Annotated in this window: 13 protein-coding genes and 3 pseudogenes; 1 reads left to right on the forward strand and 15 read right to left on the reverse strand. The window is 32.6% G+C overall.

Features of this window, described 5'->3' with window-relative positions:
- Positions 1-18 precede the first annotated feature (18 nt).
- Complete coding sequence (locus tag ABWU73_RS03205) at positions 19-1,344, reverse strand: IS4 family transposase (RefSeq protein ID WP_264339118.1); 1,326 nt, start codon at positions 1,342-1,344, stop codon at positions 19-21.
- Positions 1,345-1,486: 142 nt separating this feature from the next.
- Between ABWU73_RS03205 and ABWU73_RS03210 the strand changes: the two genes are divergently transcribed.
- Entirely contained in the window at positions 1,487-2,689 is a 1,203-nt protein-coding gene (locus tag ABWU73_RS03210; protein WP_353285523.1) for a UDP-glucose dehydrogenase family protein, read from the forward strand.
- 27 nt (positions 2,690-2,716) lie between these two features.
- Here ABWU73_RS03210 and ABWU73_RS03215 read toward each other — a convergent pair whose 3' ends face one another.
- From ABWU73_RS03215 to ABWU73_RS03280, 14 genes and pseudogenes are all read right to left on the reverse strand, one after another.
- Positions 2,717-3,853 (reverse strand): MFS transporter, encoded by a 1,137-nt coding sequence (locus ABWU73_RS03215; protein ID WP_264951477.1) that lies wholly within the window; start codon positions 3,851-3,853, stop codon positions 2,717-2,719.
- Positions 3,854-3,980: 127 nt separating this feature from the next.
- Entirely contained in the window at positions 3,981-4,247 is a 267-nt protein-coding gene (locus ABWU73_RS03220) for a hypothetical protein (protein ID WP_353285511.1), read from the reverse strand.
- A 40-nt stretch (positions 4,248-4,287) separates the two neighbouring features.
- A protein-coding gene (locus ABWU73_RS03225; RefSeq protein ID WP_156518237.1) for an IS5 family transposase occupies positions 4,288-5,051 on the reverse strand; the annotation gives its coding sequence in 2 pieces (ribosomal slippage) (positions 4,288-4,697 and positions 4,697-5,051; 765 coding nt in all).
- Positions 5,052-5,113: 62 nt separating this feature from the next.
- Positions 5,114-5,455: pseudogene (locus ABWU73_RS03230) on the reverse strand (beta-eliminating lyase-related protein); the annotation flags it as partial.
- Positions 5,439-6,761 (reverse strand): annotated as a pseudogene (locus tag ABWU73_RS03235) (ABC transporter ATP-binding protein); the annotation flags it as partial. The pseudogenes ABWU73_RS03230 and ABWU73_RS03235, both read right to left, overlap by 17 nt.
- 21 nt (positions 6,762-6,782) lie before the next feature.
- Positions 6,783-7,615, reverse strand: a protein-coding gene (locus tag ABWU73_RS03240; RefSeq protein WP_265017733.1) for an IS5-like element ISWpi1 family transposase whose coding sequence is annotated in 2 segments (ribosomal slippage) — positions 6,783-7,246 and positions 7,246-7,615 — 834 coding nt in all. Because the reading frame shifts where the segments join, the coding sequence is not laid out codon by codon here.
- A 53-nt stretch (positions 7,616-7,668) separates the two neighbouring features.
- Positions 7,669-8,151 (reverse strand): annotated as a pseudogene (locus tag ABWU73_RS03245) (ABC transporter ATP-binding protein); the annotation flags it as partial.
- The gene (locus ABWU73_RS03250) at positions 8,152-8,979 is read right to left on the reverse strand and encodes a phytanoyl-CoA dioxygenase family protein (protein ID WP_353285512.1); all 828 of its coding nucleotides are present in this window, start codon (positions 8,977-8,979) and stop codon (positions 8,152-8,154) included.
- A gap of 3 nt (positions 8,980-8,982) precedes the next feature.
- A complete protein-coding gene (locus ABWU73_RS03255) occupies positions 8,983-9,141 on the reverse strand; it encodes a hypothetical protein (RefSeq protein ID WP_353285513.1) in 159 nt (52 codons plus the stop codon).
- Positions 9,142-9,145: 4 nt separating this feature from the next.
- The gene (locus ABWU73_RS03260; protein WP_264373748.1) at positions 9,146-10,822 is read right to left on the reverse strand and encodes a WG repeat-containing protein; all 1,677 of its coding nucleotides are present in this window, start codon (positions 10,820-10,822) and stop codon (positions 9,146-9,148) included.
- Positions 10,783-13,110, reverse strand: coding sequence for a glycosyltransferase (locus tag ABWU73_RS03265; RefSeq protein WP_264951393.1), 2,328 nt, complete (start codon positions 13,108-13,110; stop codon positions 10,783-10,785). Before ABWU73_RS03265 ends, ABWU73_RS03260 begins: the two co-directional genes overlap by 40 nt.
- Positions 13,067-14,020: an NAD-dependent epimerase/dehydratase family protein gene (locus tag ABWU73_RS03270; RefSeq protein WP_264951391.1), complete on the reverse strand. Its 954-nt coding sequence runs from the start codon at positions 14,018-14,020 to the stop codon at positions 13,067-13,069. The genes ABWU73_RS03265 and ABWU73_RS03270 overlap by 44 nt, the downstream gene beginning before the upstream one ends.
- Before the next feature lie 94 nt (positions 14,021-14,114).
- Complete coding sequence (locus ABWU73_RS03275; RefSeq protein ID WP_264711469.1) at positions 14,115-14,894, reverse strand: NTP transferase domain-containing protein; 780 nt, start codon at positions 14,892-14,894, stop codon at positions 14,115-14,117.
- A gap of 120 nt (positions 14,895-15,014) precedes the next feature.
- Positions 15,015-17,615: an ankyrin repeat domain-containing protein gene (locus ABWU73_RS03280; RefSeq protein ID WP_264373665.1), complete on the reverse strand. Its 2,601-nt coding sequence runs from the start codon at positions 17,613-17,615 to the stop codon at positions 15,015-15,017.
- Positions 17,616-17,998: the final 383 nt, after the last annotated feature.

Consider the following 17,998-nt stretch of genomic DNA (forward strand, 5'->3'; position numbering starts at 1 on the left):
GGAGCCATACGCGTCAAGTTAAGAGATTGTGAGCAAATTTAGAGAGGTTAAAGTGGATACTCTAGCCCTTCTACGTTTGTCTTTTAATGAAAATCGCGACCAAGTTATAGTGAGTTTTTTAAGAAATGCTTTTAAACTATTAATTTTGGTTAATACTAAAAATAACTCTCTAACCCGCCTTTTTAGCTCAATAAATGCCTTTGTTAAGCTAAGTTCTGTATTCTTTTTCACTTCTGTGCAACCAACTATGCCGTGAAATATAAGAATTGCGCACAATTTAGCATATAGTTCACATAATACTCTGCATGGCTTTCCTTTTAGCTTATCAAGCCTGATATGGCTTTTATACAATTTAAATAATAACTCAATTTGCCACCTTACTCTGTAAATCGTTAATACTTGCTCAGCACTAATTTTATTTTCTGGAACATTAGTTATAAATATTGACCAGTTCAACAATTTTTGATTTCTTTTAGAGGATGTATATCCCTGCGATCTTGCTAATCTATTAGCTTTCCTTCTTCTGGCCATAGACTGTTCTTCAGTTAGTTTCTGACATATAATTCTTACTCTAATTTTTGCTTCTTTTCCTAACAATACCTCGTTTTCTAAAAATAACTTATCCTCTAAACATTCTAATAACTCCATTTTTTGATTTGTTTCTACATCATATATGTTGGTATCGGATTTATAACGACTTATGAAATAAGCTCCTATTTCATTGATTTGTTTAAAAGAACTTGGCACAAAATAACCGAGATCAGATATTAGCAAATCATTGCTTAATATATTACTTAAATGTTTCCTATATCCCTGGTCTGATCTTACCCCCTCCGTTAAATTAAGTTGGTCTATTATCTGATTCATGTAGTCGAAAACTAATTGTAACTTTATTCCAGACTTAGTATTGCTTTCATAGCCACTGTAGCTAGTACCATAACCTTTATACATCTCTTCCATACTGTTAGGTAGAGTAATATAGCTACTGTCCAATAATTTAACACTATTAAATTGCTGTAAGATTTTGCAATCAACTTGCAAGATATTTTTAAAGAGAATCACAGATTCATTATACATCCTTTTCATAAATTCCACTGCTTCTTCAGTAAATCTAAAATCCAAACCTTGTTTTGTTATATCTATCGAGTCCTCGTTTAGTAATTGACACATTGTTTCTACGCTACAATTATCAACTCCTATATTACCCAAGACCATGGCTTTTACGAATGATGAACCTTTTAGCTTTCTCTTTCTTTTTATAAACCTTGTTGTAATTGAGATTTTCTCTGCTTTTTCATTAAAAAATTCTTTGAGCTTTTTTGATAAGCAAGTTATTTTATTCATTGGTTCTCTCACTAAAAGTATATCTGGGAGAACTTATACCTTATTATTCTATCTCTTTCATACCTTTATTTCCTTAACTTGACGCGTATGGTTATCGGAGCAGGGCCATAAAGTTGATTGCATTGACATAAATACTGAGAAGATTGAACTTTTGAAATCAGGGAAAATTCCTCTATATGAACCTGGATTAGCAGATTATTTAGAGAATAATATAAAGTCACAAAGGATAAGATTTTTCGATTCGTATTTTCAAATAAATCCCAATACAGAAGTAGTATTTATAACTGTAGATACTCCATCAGACTCCCTAGGAAATGCAAATTTAAAGAATGTATATAATGCAGTAAGTGAAGTTTCTGAGAGAGTTAATCAAGATTGCTTAATAGTGATAAAGTCAACTGTTCCTCCTGGTACTGCAGAAAATATACATAATTATTTATCTAATAAGGGCTATAACTTTGATTTGGGGGTGAATCCAGAGTTTCTCAAGCAAGGCTCTGCAGTATCAGATTTTTTATACCCAGATAGGATAATAATAGGAGTAAAAACTAAGCTAGCTAGGGCAAAACTAGAAGTTATATATAGACCATTTATAGATAAGAATATTCCGTTAATAGTCACTGATACAGTTACTGCTGAAATGATTAAATATGCTTCTAATGCTTTTCTAGCAACAAAGGTTGCTTTTATCAATGAGATGGCAGGTTTATGTGAGCTATTAGGAGCAGACATTGACCTTTTAGCTAACAGTATGGGAATGGACCATAGAATAGGTAAGGAATTTCTCAAAGCTGGTCCAGGATTTGGAGGATCATGTTTTCCTAAAGATTTGTCAGCTTTAATAAGGCTTGCTGAAGACCACAATGTTAAGCTACAAATTTTAAATTCAGTTAAGGAATCTAACTATAATCATATAACAAACATTGCTAAAAAGGTAGAATATCTATTAAATGGAGTCCAAAATAAAAAAATAGCAATATGGGGGCTAACTTTTAAGTCTGGTACTGATGATGTAAGAAATAGCCCAGCTATAGATATTGCACAATTGTTAGTGAATAACAAGGCTAAAATTACTGCATATGACCCAATGGGGATGGATAATGCTAGGCAAGTTCTAAAGGATATAGAGTACGCGGACAATGCTATAGGGGCTGCAAGGGACGCGGAAGCCTTGTTATTGTTAACGGAGTGGAAAGAATTTAAAAATCAAGATTTTGCAAGTTTAAAGAGTATTATGGCTGCACCTAATGTTTTTGATTTCCGTAATTTATTAGATAGCGAGCTGTTACTAAGATATGGTTACCATGTTTATTCCTTGGGTAAAAAATCTATCTACAAAGTTTAACTGTTGAGAAATTTTTTTTACACCGCTTTACTTAGTTTTTTTAAGATCTTTGCTTGATAGTATGGAAAAGCAAACGAGTGCAACAACAGAGCAAATGGAAAAAAATGAAAACATAATACTGTTACCACAGTGCTTAACAAGTACTCCTAAGAGCACGCATGAAAATATTGAACTTGCAATATACCCAAATAATCCTGTTAAGCTTACAATTGCACATACATTATTTTGTGGAGCAATTTCTACAGCTATAACACCTGTCAGTACTTGCACTCCAAATATAAAGAATCCTGATAAGATTGCACCAAGGTTCATAAGAATTATGTTTTGACCAAAGTTCATTGCAATAAAAGTGAGTGCTATACCCAACATGTAAAATAATGCCAGCAAGCTTCTATTTTGAAAGAAGTACATATCACTAATTCTTCCTGTGATTAAAGTTCCAAGGATTCCACCTAAATCATATACACCTGTTATTAGTGAGGATTGTACAAGAGAAATTTGTAATTTATCCCTTAAAATTATAGGAAACCAAAAGAAGATTCCCATTTTTATAATATAAGCACAAAAAGTAGCACAACATAGAAACCATATGGAACTTGTTACCTTGATACCTATTTGAGATTTATGCACCTTATAATAGGTAGTAAAGTTGGCAATTTCTTTGTAATATGCTTTTAATATTATATAAATTCCAAAAAGTAAGCATAAGAGACCAGAGTACAAAAATGCACTCTTTGCATCATACATTTTTATTATACTTGGTAATACAATTAAAGTAATACAAGAACCAAGTTGCTGAGATGCGCTCATAACTCCCCATGATGATGCAATTGAAGAGATGCTAGAGTTTGTAACCATAAACTTGGTAATAGCTGGCCAACCTAACCCTTGTGTCCAAGCTAATAATATTAATGTTAACAGTAATAAAGTTAGATTATTATATGATAAAGTTATACCAATGGTTAATAATCCAGTTGCAATATTGCATAGCCCAAACATAAATAATGGATTATTTTTGGAGTCCATGATTATTCCATTAACAAATTTTGATACTCCATAAAAAAAAGAAAAGCAGGCAAAAAAATAGCTTAATTTTACATGGTCAGTATCTATTAACAGTGGTAGAGCAATTGGTATACTTTGTCTTGATAAATAAAGCAGCATATATCCACAGAAGAATAGTAAATATTGAAAGAAGACAAAGTTCACACCTATTCCCAAATAGCTCTATGCAGATGCTAGCATAATACTATATTGGTATAATATTGTTTGACAAGAAGTTTGCAAACAATTAGTGCAGAAAATTACTTAGTATCTTTCTTATAGCAGATACAGTAGCATTAATATCTTCATAGCTTATATCTCTATGTGTTATAGCTCTGATTTTACCTTTGATGTTAGCCATTCTAATTCCATAATTTGTCATTAGTACGTTTATTAATTCTTGAGTAGATATACAATTAGTACGTAATGAAAAATACGCTATATTAGTTTTATACAGGTCGATATCAATTATAACTTGATCTATGGAGTCTAGGCCTTCTATAAGGTGCTGCATTTTTTTATGATCTTCTTCTAAGAACCTGTCTTGAAAGGAGTTAAGCAGCTAATTTAGTAAGCATAGAAGTAATCATATTAAATAAGATATTGTTTTTTGAAGTAAGAGGAGAATGCTCGTAATCCTTGCTCATGCGTCTAAAATTGGAAAGCCAAGCAAAGGTTCGTTCTACAATCCAACGTTTAGGAATAACCTGAAATCCTGTATCAACCAATTTCTTGGTAATCGTTAGCAAACATCCAGTTTCCAACAAACATCGATTTTGTAATTTACCTTTGTATCCTTGATCAGCAAAAAACTTACGTAATGTTGGAGCTTTGCATTTAGCTTGAATAAAAAGATTGGTAGCACCATCACGATCCTGAATGCTTGCGCTGTGTACCTCTGCAGTAATTACAAGACCTAGTGTATCTACAATAATATGGCGTTTTCTACCCTTTATTTTTTTACCGGCATCATATCCTCTTGATCCCCTTTTTGAGTCGTTTTCACTGATTGACTGTCAATTATACCTACTGAAGGTGTTTCATTTTTACCAACCATTTTTCTTACCTCTTTTACTAGCATGTCATGTATTTTTTTCAATTTTCCATTATTACGCCACCTGATAAAATAGTCATACACCGTTTTCCATGGGGGAAAATCCTTTGGTAGCATTCTCCACTGGCAACCACCCCTCATTATATACCTTATTGCATTAATAATTGTTCTGATGTTATGTTTTCTTGGTCGTCCTATCGCTCCTTGTGCAACATAGGGCTCTAAAATTTCCCATTCCTTGTCACTTATATCACTTGGATACAATTTACCCTCCTATTTTTTGCTTACCTCATCATACTCTTTTCTTTATTCCCTTTCAAGACAGGTTCTAAGATTCCGCTATTATTTCTAATACAATTAAATACGATATTATTTACTTTTGCATTGCCTGCGCTATCGAAAAAATTAACGTGATAATTATAATGAGTTATTAGTTCATCACCAGGACTTGTTTGACTGGCAATGGCTAATCTATTTGCAAGCATACCGCTGGTTACAAATAATGCTTCTTCTACTTTGAATAATTGTTTGCAATATTCTGATAAGTCATTACAGCTTTTGTCTTCACCATAAGCAAAATCTCCAACAATTGCATTACTTATTGCATTTATAATGTTGGAGCTCTGCAGAGTTGTAGTGTCACTTCTCAGATCAATAATTTTTTCCATCTTCTTTTTCGACATTCAAACAACCAATTTGAGCATTCCAAAGTTCCTTGTAAAGACCTTGCTTAGAAACTAGTTCAGCGTGTTTACCATCTTGGACAATTTTTCCTTTGTTAAATACTATAATTCGATCCATGTGTAAAAGTGTAGAAATACGGTGTGCTATAGTAATCGTAGTTTTATTTTGCATCAGTTTAAATAAACTCATTTGAATTGTTTTTTCTGTTATAGAATCTAACTGACTAGTTGGTTCATCGAGAAATAATATTGGAGCGTTTTTTAAAAATGCCCTTGCTATTATTATTCTTTGTCTTTCTCCTCCAGATAGCTTGATGCCTTTTTCTCCAACTGTAGTTCCATATTGATCTGGTAGAGTCATAATGAAATCGTGAATACCAGCTAGCTTTGCAGCTCTCATTATTTCTTCGATAGTAGATTGAAGTCTACCATATATGATGTTTGCTAAAATAGTATCATGAAATAACAATGGGTCTTGAGGTATTACAGATATTTGTTGCCTCAAAGAACTCTGTGTAACTTCTGATACTATTTGATTATCAATCTGTATATTACCTTTTTTAACATCAAATAGCCTTAGAATTAAGTTTATAAAAGTAGATTTACCACCTCCAGAATAACCAACTAGACCTACCTTTTCGCAAGGATTAATGGTAACTGAAAAATCTTGAAATAATGGCTCCTGACCTTCATAAGAAAAAGAAACATTATTAAACGTTATTCTTCCACTTAATAAATTTAATTCTTTAGCATTTTCCTTATCTTGAATTTCTGGTACAGTAGTCAAGATTGGCAATGCATCTGAAACTTTGCCAAAATGAGTAGAAAATTGGGTAAGATTCCTAGTTAGATGGTTAAGAAACTCTATAATTGATACATTAATTCCAAGTACAAGAGCAATATCTCCTATTGCGATCTTGTTCAATTGATAATCATGAATTAAAAAGTACAAGTTTACTGCTTGGAGTATATCAAATGAATAGCCATATATAAACCAAAGCCAAAAGTATGCCCATTGTAATTTTTTCTCTGCAATAGTTCTTTTCTTGCATATTTGAAAAAATTTGTGTCTCTCATGTGCTTGCTGAGAAAATAACCTTACTGATATAACATTTAAAATACTATCTGCTATACTAGCTATTACTTGTGAATTTTGTTTAGAGTAATTATCAGCTAATTCAGTAAGTACACGAAAGCTGAAAATCGAGACTAAAATAAAAATGTTTACCCAAGTGAATGTAGCGATTGCAAATTTTATGTTTACTAATGATAAGGTATAAATAGCTAAGAGGTTGTCCGGAAACTAGTAAATTCAAGCATATTCCCTCTTTAACATAACCCTACTTATAGCTAGGTATATGAAATTCTCAGTGGATGTTGTGAGTAAATCATACTCCTTCGATAGCCTTCTATTCCTATTAACCCAAGCAAAAGTCCTTTCTACAACCCATCTTCTTGGCTGTACTTTAAACCCTTGTTCTCTTGTTGGTAGTAGCTCAGGTGGCGTATCTTTGTGCACCCAAAATCTACATGGAGGCCTTTTAACAATTTCAATATCTATGTTATATTCTTCCTTTATGTGATTCTTTAAATTTCTTCCTTGGTATCCCATGTCAGCCCACATTTTTTTAACTTTAGTATATTTTGTTCTCATATTGTTTAATGCTATTTTAATACCATCTCTATCATTTTCGTTAGCAGCGCCTACGTAACAACCTAGTATAAAACCCTGAGTGTCTGTAATTATATGCCTTTTTCTACCCTTTACTTTTTTACTTCCATCATAGCCTTTGATCCCCCCTTTTCTGTAGTCTTTACAGATTGACTATCTACTATACAGGCACTCGGCTGCTCATTCCTTCCTATTTTTCTTCTACTATATTTTGTAATTTCATAATTCATTTTCTCAAAAATTCCCTGCTTCTTCCATTGCCTGAACTGCTCATACACAGTCTTCCATAGCGGAAAATCATTTGGTAAATACCGCCATTGACACCCTGTACGCAATACATAGAAAATTGCTTCTAATATTTCTCTTTTGCTATACTTTGGCGGCCTTCCTCCTTTCTTGTATGATACTCTGAAGTGTTTTTCTATTCTTGCCCATTCCCTTTCGCTTAGATCTGTTGGATACTTTTTTCTCATCTTTACCCCGTACTAAAATTTCAGATATTATAGCCTTTTACTTGTTTCCGGACAACCTCTAAGACTAATGCTATGCTGTAACCGAAAAAACAATCTATAAGCAATCTTATTAACTCTATCACACTATCCATTAAGTTACTGACCTTATGTACTAAGCTTCCAGATAAATTGTTCTGATAATAGGAATGGTCTTGTTGGAGTAGCCTACAAAAAGATATATCAGCTATCTTTTGACGCATTAAGGTAAACATTCGAATGTCAACAAAATAGCCATAGAATCTAAAAGCAGTAGTGATAAGTAATGCCATACCAAGATAAGCGCTTACAGGTAATAAAAGATTTTCAATTACATTACCTTCCTGATATTTTACAGCTGTATCTAGAATATTTTTTACTAAATACTTTCTAAAAGACAAATCAACAGCTACCACCAGGGCAACTAAAGACATTATAAGTACATTAAGCTTGAATTTAGATACTATATTCAAGATGAACATCAATACACATTTGAAGCTATCAACTCTACTTCTGTTCATTTACAATGCTAGCTCCACTACGGTGACTTTTTTATTGAGAAATACAAGTAGTGAAAACCATAAATTTTTGTATATTTTTCCTGAGATGTCTCCAGCATCATGTAGTGCTGATGCTTGATTCAGAATAAGTAGCTTATATAAATCTCGCTTAGCCTCAGTAGTGTCGATCTCAGAAATATTTGTAGTTGTGTCTGTAATAAAGGCTAACCAGCTCTTGATAAGTTCTTCCATGTTTTTTACTTTTATACTTTCCTGGTAGCAAAATAATGACAAGCATTTTCTCAGTATAGATTCTGTTAACTCACCACAATTGAGTATACCAAAAACTGAAGGCTGAGGTTTTGGCACATAGGGAAGATCTTGATCTTTTATAATCCACCTTGTTACATAAGCAAATCTATCTTTAGCATCTGTATTCTTATCACTACCATGCCATAACCGTGAATCAAAAACTATCGCATCTCCTGATGAAATAGGTAGTGACTTAATTTTATAATTTTCTCGGTTATCTGAGTACTGATCAAAAAAATATGGATACCAAAAATCAACTAAAGGTTGTATTTCCCATTTATGACTGTTTTCTATAATTTGTAGTGCACCTGAAGTTTCACTGACATTATTCAAAGCTAACCAAACGGAAAAGTGGTAAGGATCATTAAAACTATAGGAGATGTCTTGATGGAAGGGAACTGCATCTATTAAATCAGCAGTTTTACATATAACATTTGATTTTTTCTGCAGTATCTGACACTGAAGTGACTTTTCAAGGTAATTTTTAATAATTTTATCTAATGCTTGAGATATAATTCTAGTTACTTGAGATAACATGCCTCATCTGCCGGTACAGTTTAAGTAGTCAGAAGTTGAAACACTTAGTTCTTGGGATAGCTTTGATATTTTATTTGTTATATCACTTAAAGACTGAGTTATTAGTTCTAAAGGAACCAGATTTTTGATAATAAAAAAACCATTTTTTTGTAGTATTTTCATATGATTAACACCTGACATCAATGACTGATAAGTAATCTGTTAAAGGTACAACAGAAGAAATTTTGAATCCTTTTACTTGTTTGAGTATTTTTTCCCAATCGCTTAATGTTCTTAGTTTACCTCCTGTTTCAACCATTACATTAATATCTACAGAGCCTCCAGCTGGAGAGCGGTAATCTAAAATAGTTTCTATCAATAAAATACGAGATATTCCTTTGACCAATTTTAAATAAGATAATACTTTATCATCATCATAATGCTGTAGAAAGCAGCAAAAGACACCTAATTCATAATTTGTAGCTGATAGTTCTTCCTGAGTTATAAGTTTGACTTTTAAATTTTCTACTAACTGTCTTGGTACTTTATGTTCGTTATATAGGCCTATAGAACCTTTATTGTGTATATCAGAATAAGCAAGAAATAAAGAATGTACACCAAATAGCAATATATTCTTAGCATCATCTATATTAATTCTAGAATTAAACTCTTTAGTATCAAACCTAGAATATCCTAGCAATGCTTGGTAAAACGCTATTTTCTTATCTTCTGATGCTTCTCTTTCCTTAAAAGATTCAAATGAAGAGATTGACTTCTGTTTTAGTATATCGGCAATCTTTAACCAATTCTTTTCAGCTGCAACTCTCACCCACATTGTTGCAGCTTTAGACAAAAACGGTATTTCCTTAAAGCACTTACCTTTTGATGATAGTTGCCATAAGTCCTTGTCCTTATCGTAATCAATAAACCCTATTTCCCACAACGCCCTTAACAGCCTTTCTAGATTTGGTACGATAATGTTTAACTTTTTAGATAAAACCGGCATAGTTGCAGGTAAAATATTTAACAAATCAAGTTCAATAGCAACGTTTGTTAGGTACGTTTTCCAAAAGGCTGAAAGTTCTGCAGAAATCCTATGCACTTGAGATTCTTTACCTAAATCAAAAATATTAAACTTTACATTTCCGGTAATATCGATTTGTCCTAACACACCTTCAAGAGTTTCAACTTTTGCCATCCCATTATAGAATGCTTCTACCATTTTAAATCTCTGCTGGTAAACAGGATCACCATTAATATCTATATGAAACCAACCATGTTGATCTTCTGCAATAGAATACCCTTTATGAAAAACATTAAGTTTTTTATACCATTTATTATGTACTAACTTTCCATGATGATTAATATGTGTAGCTTTGCCATCCTTATAGACTACAGCGATACCATCCTTAAAATCTCCAACATAATCATATTCCTCCTGATAAATCCTGTTGCCATTTAAATTAATATGAAAACATTTATCATGTCTTCTAACTACACAAGCATCTTCCTGATAATTTCCAATCCATTGATACGACTGTTTGTATACTCTACATCCAGATGAATCAATATGGTAACACCCTGTATCATCTTCTACGGCCGCTCTATTAAAGTAGAATCCAAAAGTTTTTAGAAATCTATGATGATAAACTGCTTCTCCTCTCACATTGATATGATAAGCGCCTATCTGATCATAAACCGGTGCAAGACCGGGCTCATGAAATTTACCAACCTTTATAAACCTATTTTCATACAAAGGATTTCCTAGCAACTCGTGAAACCTCTCACACGGTGAAATTTTAATAGATCTAAGATTATCTTTGATTAATTGATCAAAGGTTTTCTCATGTTGCATGTTTTGCATAATTTGTAATTTAAATAATTTTTTTGTAAGCTTAGGTACTCACTACTCTGCCATATTTCCTCGAGTTTAACCTCATTAACATTACCAAAATTTCCTAATGTCTTACGGAGTTCATCTGGGGCACAGCAAGGACTAAACTTTCCTTCATTGTTTATCCATGCTTCTTTACCTAAAAATGGGCATTGACCACCTGGAGCCAAATCCTTAATACCTTCTTGAGAAAGGATTGTGAAATTTTCTAATTTTATCTTTTTACCATTTGGCAATAGCATATTATCTCTAAGTTCGTATAACCTTCTCACCTCCGTGTTCCATCTACTAATTGCTAACTCATCTCTTCTCATAGATAGATCCTTAATTTCCTCAAAATGTGCCCAAAGATGATGTCCTTTAACTCTATCTATGCCATTTTTTATGGCCATCTTAACTATGTCATAGAGTTCATGTAAATTACTTTCCAAAAATGTTAATTGTAAAGTAACGGTACACCTTTCACCTGTATTGCTAAAGTATTTATCTCTAACTTCAAGAAAAGTTTTTAAATTTTCTGTCACTACTTCCCATTTTGAACCTTTCATGATTCTTTCATGAGTTTCTTTGGTTGCCCCATTCCAGGAAATCTTAACATCAGATAAAATTGGTACCAATAGTTCAGCCCATTTTCTAGCTCCTTTAATAGGAAAAGAACCATTGGTCGTGAGGTTAAGCTTAAGGCCGAACTCATGGCACAAATTGATTATTTCATCAAAGCTTTTGTACATTAAAGGTTCACCCATAGTAGAAGGAATGATTTCCCTTAAAGGTGTGCCAGCTGCTTCCTTAATTACTTTTCTGATAGTTTCTATCGACAGTATCTTAGGTTTTATTCCTTTAGCTTTCTTTTCTTCTTTAACTTTGCTGTATGGTGAAAAACATTCGCACATTATACAAGCAAAATTGCAGTAATCTGGATTAGTATCAAAAGTAATTCTCCAAGGACCGGGTTTAACAGCTACTGATTTGCCTTTCTTTTCAATAGCATTACGGTAAATCTTGTTAAGTTTCTCAATATGCTCACTCATAGAAGGTATATTTCCATTTTCAGTATAAGGATAGCCTTTTTGGGTAAGTTTACTATATAACCCCTGATCTGTAGATAGGATTTGCATTTTTTCTGATAAACTACTTGCATCTCTGTGCTTAAATAATAGTCCATCTCTTACATATTCTGCCATACCACCATAATCGGCTGTTATAACTGGTATTCTAAGTTGCTGTGCTTCATGTATTACTAATGGTGAATTTTCACCCCAAATTGAAGGAACGACTATTGCATCAACTTTATTAAATACGTCAGTAACTATATTCTTATTATCATAACTTCCCATCCACTCTATTCTTTCTTTAACAACAGGTGAAAACTGATCGGCAATCGCTTTTAAAGCTTTAGTTTCTTCTCTTGCTGCTCCCCAAATTCTAAGTTTTGCTTTAGATGGTAAGTGAGAAAAAGCCTTTAGTAATAGGTCAACACCTTTTTCGGGAGTATGAGTACCAATATAACCGAAAATAAACTCTTTTTCTTGTACTCTATTTCTATTCTTAAGACGATTGAGATCAAAACCATAATCAAGATAAGAAATTTTGTTTATCGGAACATTAAAATCCTGAGTAAATTTATCCATCAAGAATTTCGATGGGGAAATAAAGTAATCTATATAGTCTATTATTTTCCTTGTGTGCTTCATTCTAGTTGCAACCCATTGTTCCCAATAATTTATGTCTAAATTCAGGAATTCTTTATCTCCTGTAAAATATCCTTTGTAACATTGGGTTGCACATTTTTGATCCTTTTGTCCATCACAAAGCCGTAACAAATCTTCAGAATTGCGTTGAATAAACCTTCCTCTTGGACACATTAACCAAAAGTCATGTAGCGTAAAAATTGTAGGTATATTTTCTTTAAAAGCAATTTCTGGTAAAGTAATTGATAGATGATTAAGATGACCAAAATGTATAAGATCTGGCTGAAAGTTATCTATTACTCTTTTAAATTGTATATCTACTTCTTCATTGATAAATTTGTAACGATATTTAGCTATGGGTATATTAATTAAATGCAGTAAGATTCTGGAATCACTACTATCTAGGACTGTAGTGTAATAAAAATCAGGTAAAAAGCTATTTTCATACCTAGTAAATACTTGTACCTCATTGTTATTTGCTAGTTCATGAGCAAGAGTTTGGCTATAAACCTCTGAACCAGCACTATAATAAGGAGGGTAACCATGAATAACTTTTAATATTTTCATATATTACCATATCTATATTGTTAGGATATTGTTGTGTATTGTTTTGTAGACTTTTTATAAATTTACTTAATCCTACTTCTAATGAATGTTTTGGAGACCAACCAAGTAGCTCTTTAGCTCTAGTAAAATCACCATGGAACTTAGTTACATCAAAATTTCTTGGAGGATAAAAATCAATTCTAGAACCACTTTTCGTGACTTTTAATATTGTTTTTGCTAAGTTTTCTAAAGTACATGGGCTATTAGTAGTAAGATGAATAGCAGGAAGAGAAGATTTTTCGCTTTGTAAATATTTAACAGTTAAGCATATACCCTCTATAACATCATCCAAATAGGTAAAATCAAAAACACATTCTTTACCTTCTATTTTAATTGGATCACCTCTTAATGCATTAATACAGAGTGCAGGAATTACTCTACTGTTATGATCTAGTAAACCACCGTATACATTTGAAAAGCGTAATATTGCTACATTAAAATCTTTTGAACTTGTTATTTGTTCCTCAATAAATGCTTTACCTTTTGCATAATTATTTATTGGATCGATACTAGCAGATTCTGTAACTGGCAGTTCCTTCTGCTCTCCATAGACTTCCCTACTACTTGCATATATAAACCATGGTTTATTTGAAAGTGACTTACATAACCCTAAAAACTGCATTGTACCATCAACATTAATTTTTCTACACAGTTCAGGATAAAGTTCACCATGTATAACTCGAGAAATTGCAGCCAGATGAATAATTCCTGTACACTTAGCAAGTAGTGGTACTATATCTTCTGAAAAAAAACTGAGTGGATTGTTGTGAAACCTAATATCACAGCTTATTACTTCATGGCCCTGGTTTTCTAACTTTTTCACCAAGGTTGACCCTATCAAACCTGCAGCACCTGTTATTAATATCCCCATGTATACCCTCTCACTACAACTAGGAAAATTTGTCGTACCAATTATCTTACGAGTAAGAATCAAAAGGTATTATAAAACCAGTATAAAACAAATGTCAACTTAAATTAATGAATAAAAAAATGTAGTTATGAAAGAAAAGTTGGCCGCCTTTTTTTTGAAAATAGTGTTCGGCTTTAATCAAATCCTCTTTATTATTTACTCCCATTGCTTCTCTTTCATCAGAAACTACATAACCTACACTCAAGTTATTGTTTGCTGCAATGGGTACTATATCATTAAGACAATATTCATTGGTCGAATTATTAAATTTTATTTCTTTTACTAAGGTAAAAAGATCTTTAGCATATGAAACTATTATTCCAGAGTTTGCAAGAAGCATTTTATCTCCATTTTTTAGGATTTTTTGAACATTTCCGTAATTATCAATTACTAATCTTCCATATTGTTCATCTTGACTATTGAATCCAAGAAGAACTAAATTATTATACTTTAAACAATCAGTCATTTTCATAACTGTATCACTAGATATAAAGGGAGTGTCTCCATACTGTATTAAAACTATGTCTTGATCAGATAACTCCTCCAGATTTTCTAGAGCAATTTTAACTGCAGTGCCAGTACCTGTAATATCTTCTTGAATTATTAGTTTTATATTGTATTGATCGATTATACTTTTTAGGGTATCAAACTTTTCTAAATCTTTTAGAAGGGAGTTGTTAACAACAATTGATAAGCTTTTTAGACTCAGCGATTTTGCATTAGAAATTATATGCTCTAAAAGAGTAAGATTTCCCACTTGGTGCAACGCTTTTGAATATTCAGAATTCATTCTACTGCTCTTTCCTGCTGCTAATATTATCAAAATGTTACTCATACATGACTTAGGGATTGATTAGATAGTAAGTTAATTTATAATTAATAAGATGTAAAGCCCACTATAATTTTCTAAATGATCTAGATCTTGGCACCCTCATTAGAGTTTCATTTAAGAGAGCTATAACTTCAAACTCTTTACTCGATTTTCTACGCTGACATCTTGTAAACTCTGATCTGGACTTTTTAATATTTCTAATAATCTACTTGCAAGGTTTGAGTGTTTATTAATTACTGCAACCTGGACTAATGACTTGCCTTGATCATCACGAGCATTTGTTACAGCTACGCGCTCATCAGGTTTTATTGCTTTCAGCTTACTGATAATTTCAACATTACCATTTTTTGCATTCTCAAACAGCTCTTCTACTAATTTCAATAGGTTAGTAATATTCTGGTCTCGAGAAAGATCAAGTGGTGTTTTACCTTCTTTATTCTTGATGTTATAAATTGCACCATGTTTCAACAAAGACTTTACAGCTTCAAAAAAGCTATTTTCAGTAGCAACATGCAACGATGTAGTGCCTTTAACTATTGTTTTAGCATTAATAAAATCACTCAATTTATTGTGGCTTACACGTTGTAACAAAGCTTCAATAATTTCTTTATGACCTTTGGAAGCAGCAGTGTGTAATGGTGTATTACCTTTGTTAGTAACTTTAGTAGCATCAGCTCCATTTGCTAGCAAGATATTTACAACTTTTATATGCCCATTATTAACAGCATAATGTAATGGCGTTCTTCCATCCACGTTTTTCGAATTAGTGATTGCTCCATCTCTAATTGAACTCTCAATTCCTAAATAATTATTATCTTCTATAGCCTTAAATAACTTCTCAGTCAATTTTAGTAATTTTATAACTTCTGGGTTTCCTCTTCTTTCTGCAAAGTGTAATGGTAAAACATATCTATCTCCTTCAGCTCCAGCATTAAAGTATGCTCCGCTCATAAGTAGAGACCTAACTATATCTAAATTACCAATTTGTGCCCCTAAGTGTAAAGGCGTAGCATTTTTATCCATTTTTGCATTAACATCCGCTCCATTTATAATAAGAGTTTTAACTACCTTAGGATGACCATATTGAGCTGCAAGATGTAGGGCTGTGCCTTTATTTTGATTTTCTTTTACATTTACATCAGCACCATGTTTCAATAGAACGGTTGCTATCTGATCATAACCTTTTTCTGCTGCAAAATGTAAAGGAGTCCAATTTGTGTGATCTAGAGCATTAACTTCTGCCCCTTTTTTTAAGAGCAATTCAACCACCTCTAAATGATCATGGTCTACTGCAAAGTGTAGAGGTGTAGTACTTTTAACTGTTTTAGCATTAATGTCTGCTCCTTTATTAAGCAAAGATTTAGCAACTTCTAAATTACCATCATATGTTGCACAATGTAGAGGAGTCCAACTTCTGTTATCTAGAGCATTAACATCTACTCCATTTTCAACCAAGAAATTCATTATTTCCAAGTGATTATGCTCTGCGGCCAAATGTAGAGCTCTTCTACCATCATCCATCTTTGCATTTATATTTGCTCCTTTTGCAATTAAGCTCTCTACTATTTTTAAAGAAAAACCATTATATGCTGCATTATGTAAAGGAGTCCAATTCTGATCATCCACGTTGTTAATGTTTGCTCCATTTTTAATTAAAAAATCACTCACCTCGAAATGACTTTGCTGAATTGCTAGATGCAAAGGTGTAAAACCTTCGTTTTTTTTAGCATTAACATTGGCTTTTTTCTCTATTAGTAGCTTCACTACTTCTAAGTGACCATTCTGAGATCCTATATGTAAAGCTGTGGAATTATCGTGGCCTTTAGCATTAACATCAATTCCCCTTACTAGAAGAAGAGACTTAACTACTCCAAAGTGATTACGTTCTGCTGCTAAATGCAGAGGTGTAAGATTCTCATAATCCTTAGCATTAACATTAGATTTTGCTTTTATTAAAATGTCTACTAACTCTAAAAAGCCATTTTGAGACGCTAAATGTAGAGGTGTAATCTTATCACCTGTTTTTGTATTAACGTTTGCTCCCGCTTCAAGCAGAGCCTTAACTATATCTAATCTACCAGTTTGTGTTCCCAGATGTAAGGCTGTAATGTTCGCATCAACTTTATGATTACCTACTCCTAAAGATCCAGCATTAATATCAGACCCATGTGAAACAAGAGCTTTAACTACCTCGAGATTACCATTTTGTACTGCAGAATGCAAAGGTCTTGCTCGATCATTATTTACAGCATTAACATCTAATCCCTTTTCAATAAAAACATTTACTATATCTAGATGACCATTCTCTGCTGCTAGGTGTAAAGGTGTATTAAGTTTATCTGTTTTAGTACTAAGATCTGCTCCATTTGCAATCAAGGTGTTGACTATATCTAAATAGCCTTGCTGGGATGCAAAACTTAAAGGTGTAAAGCCTAGAATGGCCTTATGGTTTACATCTGCTCCATGAGCAATAAGAAAGTTAACCATCTCTAAGCGATTTTTTGCAATTGCAAAATACAGTGGCGTAAAGCCATCGTACTTAATCTCTGAATTAATATCTAAACCTTCTCCTAATAAAGTGTTGACTAAATCCAACTGACCATTTCCTGCTGCTAAATGTAGCGGTGTAAGACCAAGATGTTTCTGAGTTTCATAATTTTCATTTAAAAACTCTACAAAAAATTGCAGCTGATCCAGATTATTAGATATTCTATTAGTAAACATAAAAGCCTCGCATTGAAGAATTTATGTAAAATATAGCATCTACAAGTTTTTAAGCAAGATAAATCTTCTTCTTAAAAAAGATACTGTAATCCAATCTGTGTGCTTATAACTTTTTTATTTGATCATGAGTGATCAGCTGTCTCAGCTGCAATAGAGACACCTGCCTTAAGTAGCTACGTCAATTTTCTCTTTTTTTTCGCTGATGATGATGTCTTCATTCTTCTCAGTAACCAACATTCCTTTTAGAGTATAATCGTTACGTGCACCAAGAAACTTGGAAAGAACAATAGGAAATCCACTTAAAAAGCATTAATAATTATACACAATTCTGAAGAAATATTCAATCTTTTTATTGTTTTGAATGTGTTGATGAAAAAAACGTC

Source organism: Wolbachia endosymbiont (group A) of Andrena helvola (assembly GCF_964028415.1).
GTDB lineage: Bacteria > Pseudomonadota > Alphaproteobacteria > Rickettsiales > Anaplasmataceae > Wolbachia > Wolbachia pipientis.

What these genes read in the sequence shown, in the direction of transcription:
- ABWU73_RS03205 (WP_264339118.1), bottom strand. Translation starts at nt 1,344, where the DNA reads ATGAATAAAATAACTTGCTTATCAAAAAAGCTCAAAGAATTTTTTAAT.
- ABWU73_RS03215 (WP_264951477.1), bottom strand. Translation starts at nt 3,853, where the DNA reads ATGCTGCTTTATTTATCAAGACAAAGTATACCAATTGCTCTACCACTG.
- ABWU73_RS03220 (WP_353285511.1), bottom strand. Translation starts at nt 4,247, where the DNA reads ATGCAGCACCTTATAGAAGGCCTAGACTCCATAGATCAAGTTATAATT.
- ABWU73_RS03250 (WP_353285512.1), bottom strand. Translation starts at nt 8,979, where the DNA reads ATGTTATCTCAAGTAACTAGAATTATATCTCAAGCATTAGATAAAATT.
- ABWU73_RS03255 (WP_353285513.1), bottom strand. Translation starts at nt 9,141, where the DNA reads ATGAAAATACTACAAAAAAATGGTTTTTTTATTATCAAAAATCTGGTT.
- ABWU73_RS03260 (WP_264373748.1), bottom strand. Translation starts at nt 10,822, where the DNA reads ATGCAAAACATGCAACATGAGAAAACCTTTGATCAATTAATCAAAGAT.
- ABWU73_RS03265 (WP_264951393.1), bottom strand. Translation starts at nt 13,110, where the DNA reads ATGAAAATATTAAAAGTTATTCATGGTTACCCTCCTTATTATAGTGCT.
- ABWU73_RS03270 (WP_264951391.1), bottom strand. Translation starts at nt 14,020, where the DNA reads ATGGGGATATTAATAACAGGTGCTGCAGGTTTGATAGGGTCAACCTTG.
- ABWU73_RS03275 (WP_264711469.1), bottom strand. Translation starts at nt 14,894, where the DNA reads ATGAGTAACATTTTGATAATATTAGCAGCAGGAAAGAGCAGTAGAATG.
- ABWU73_RS03280 (WP_264373665.1), bottom strand. Translation starts at nt 17,615, where the DNA reads ATGTTTACTAATAGAATATCTAATAATCTGGATCAGCTGCAATTTTTT.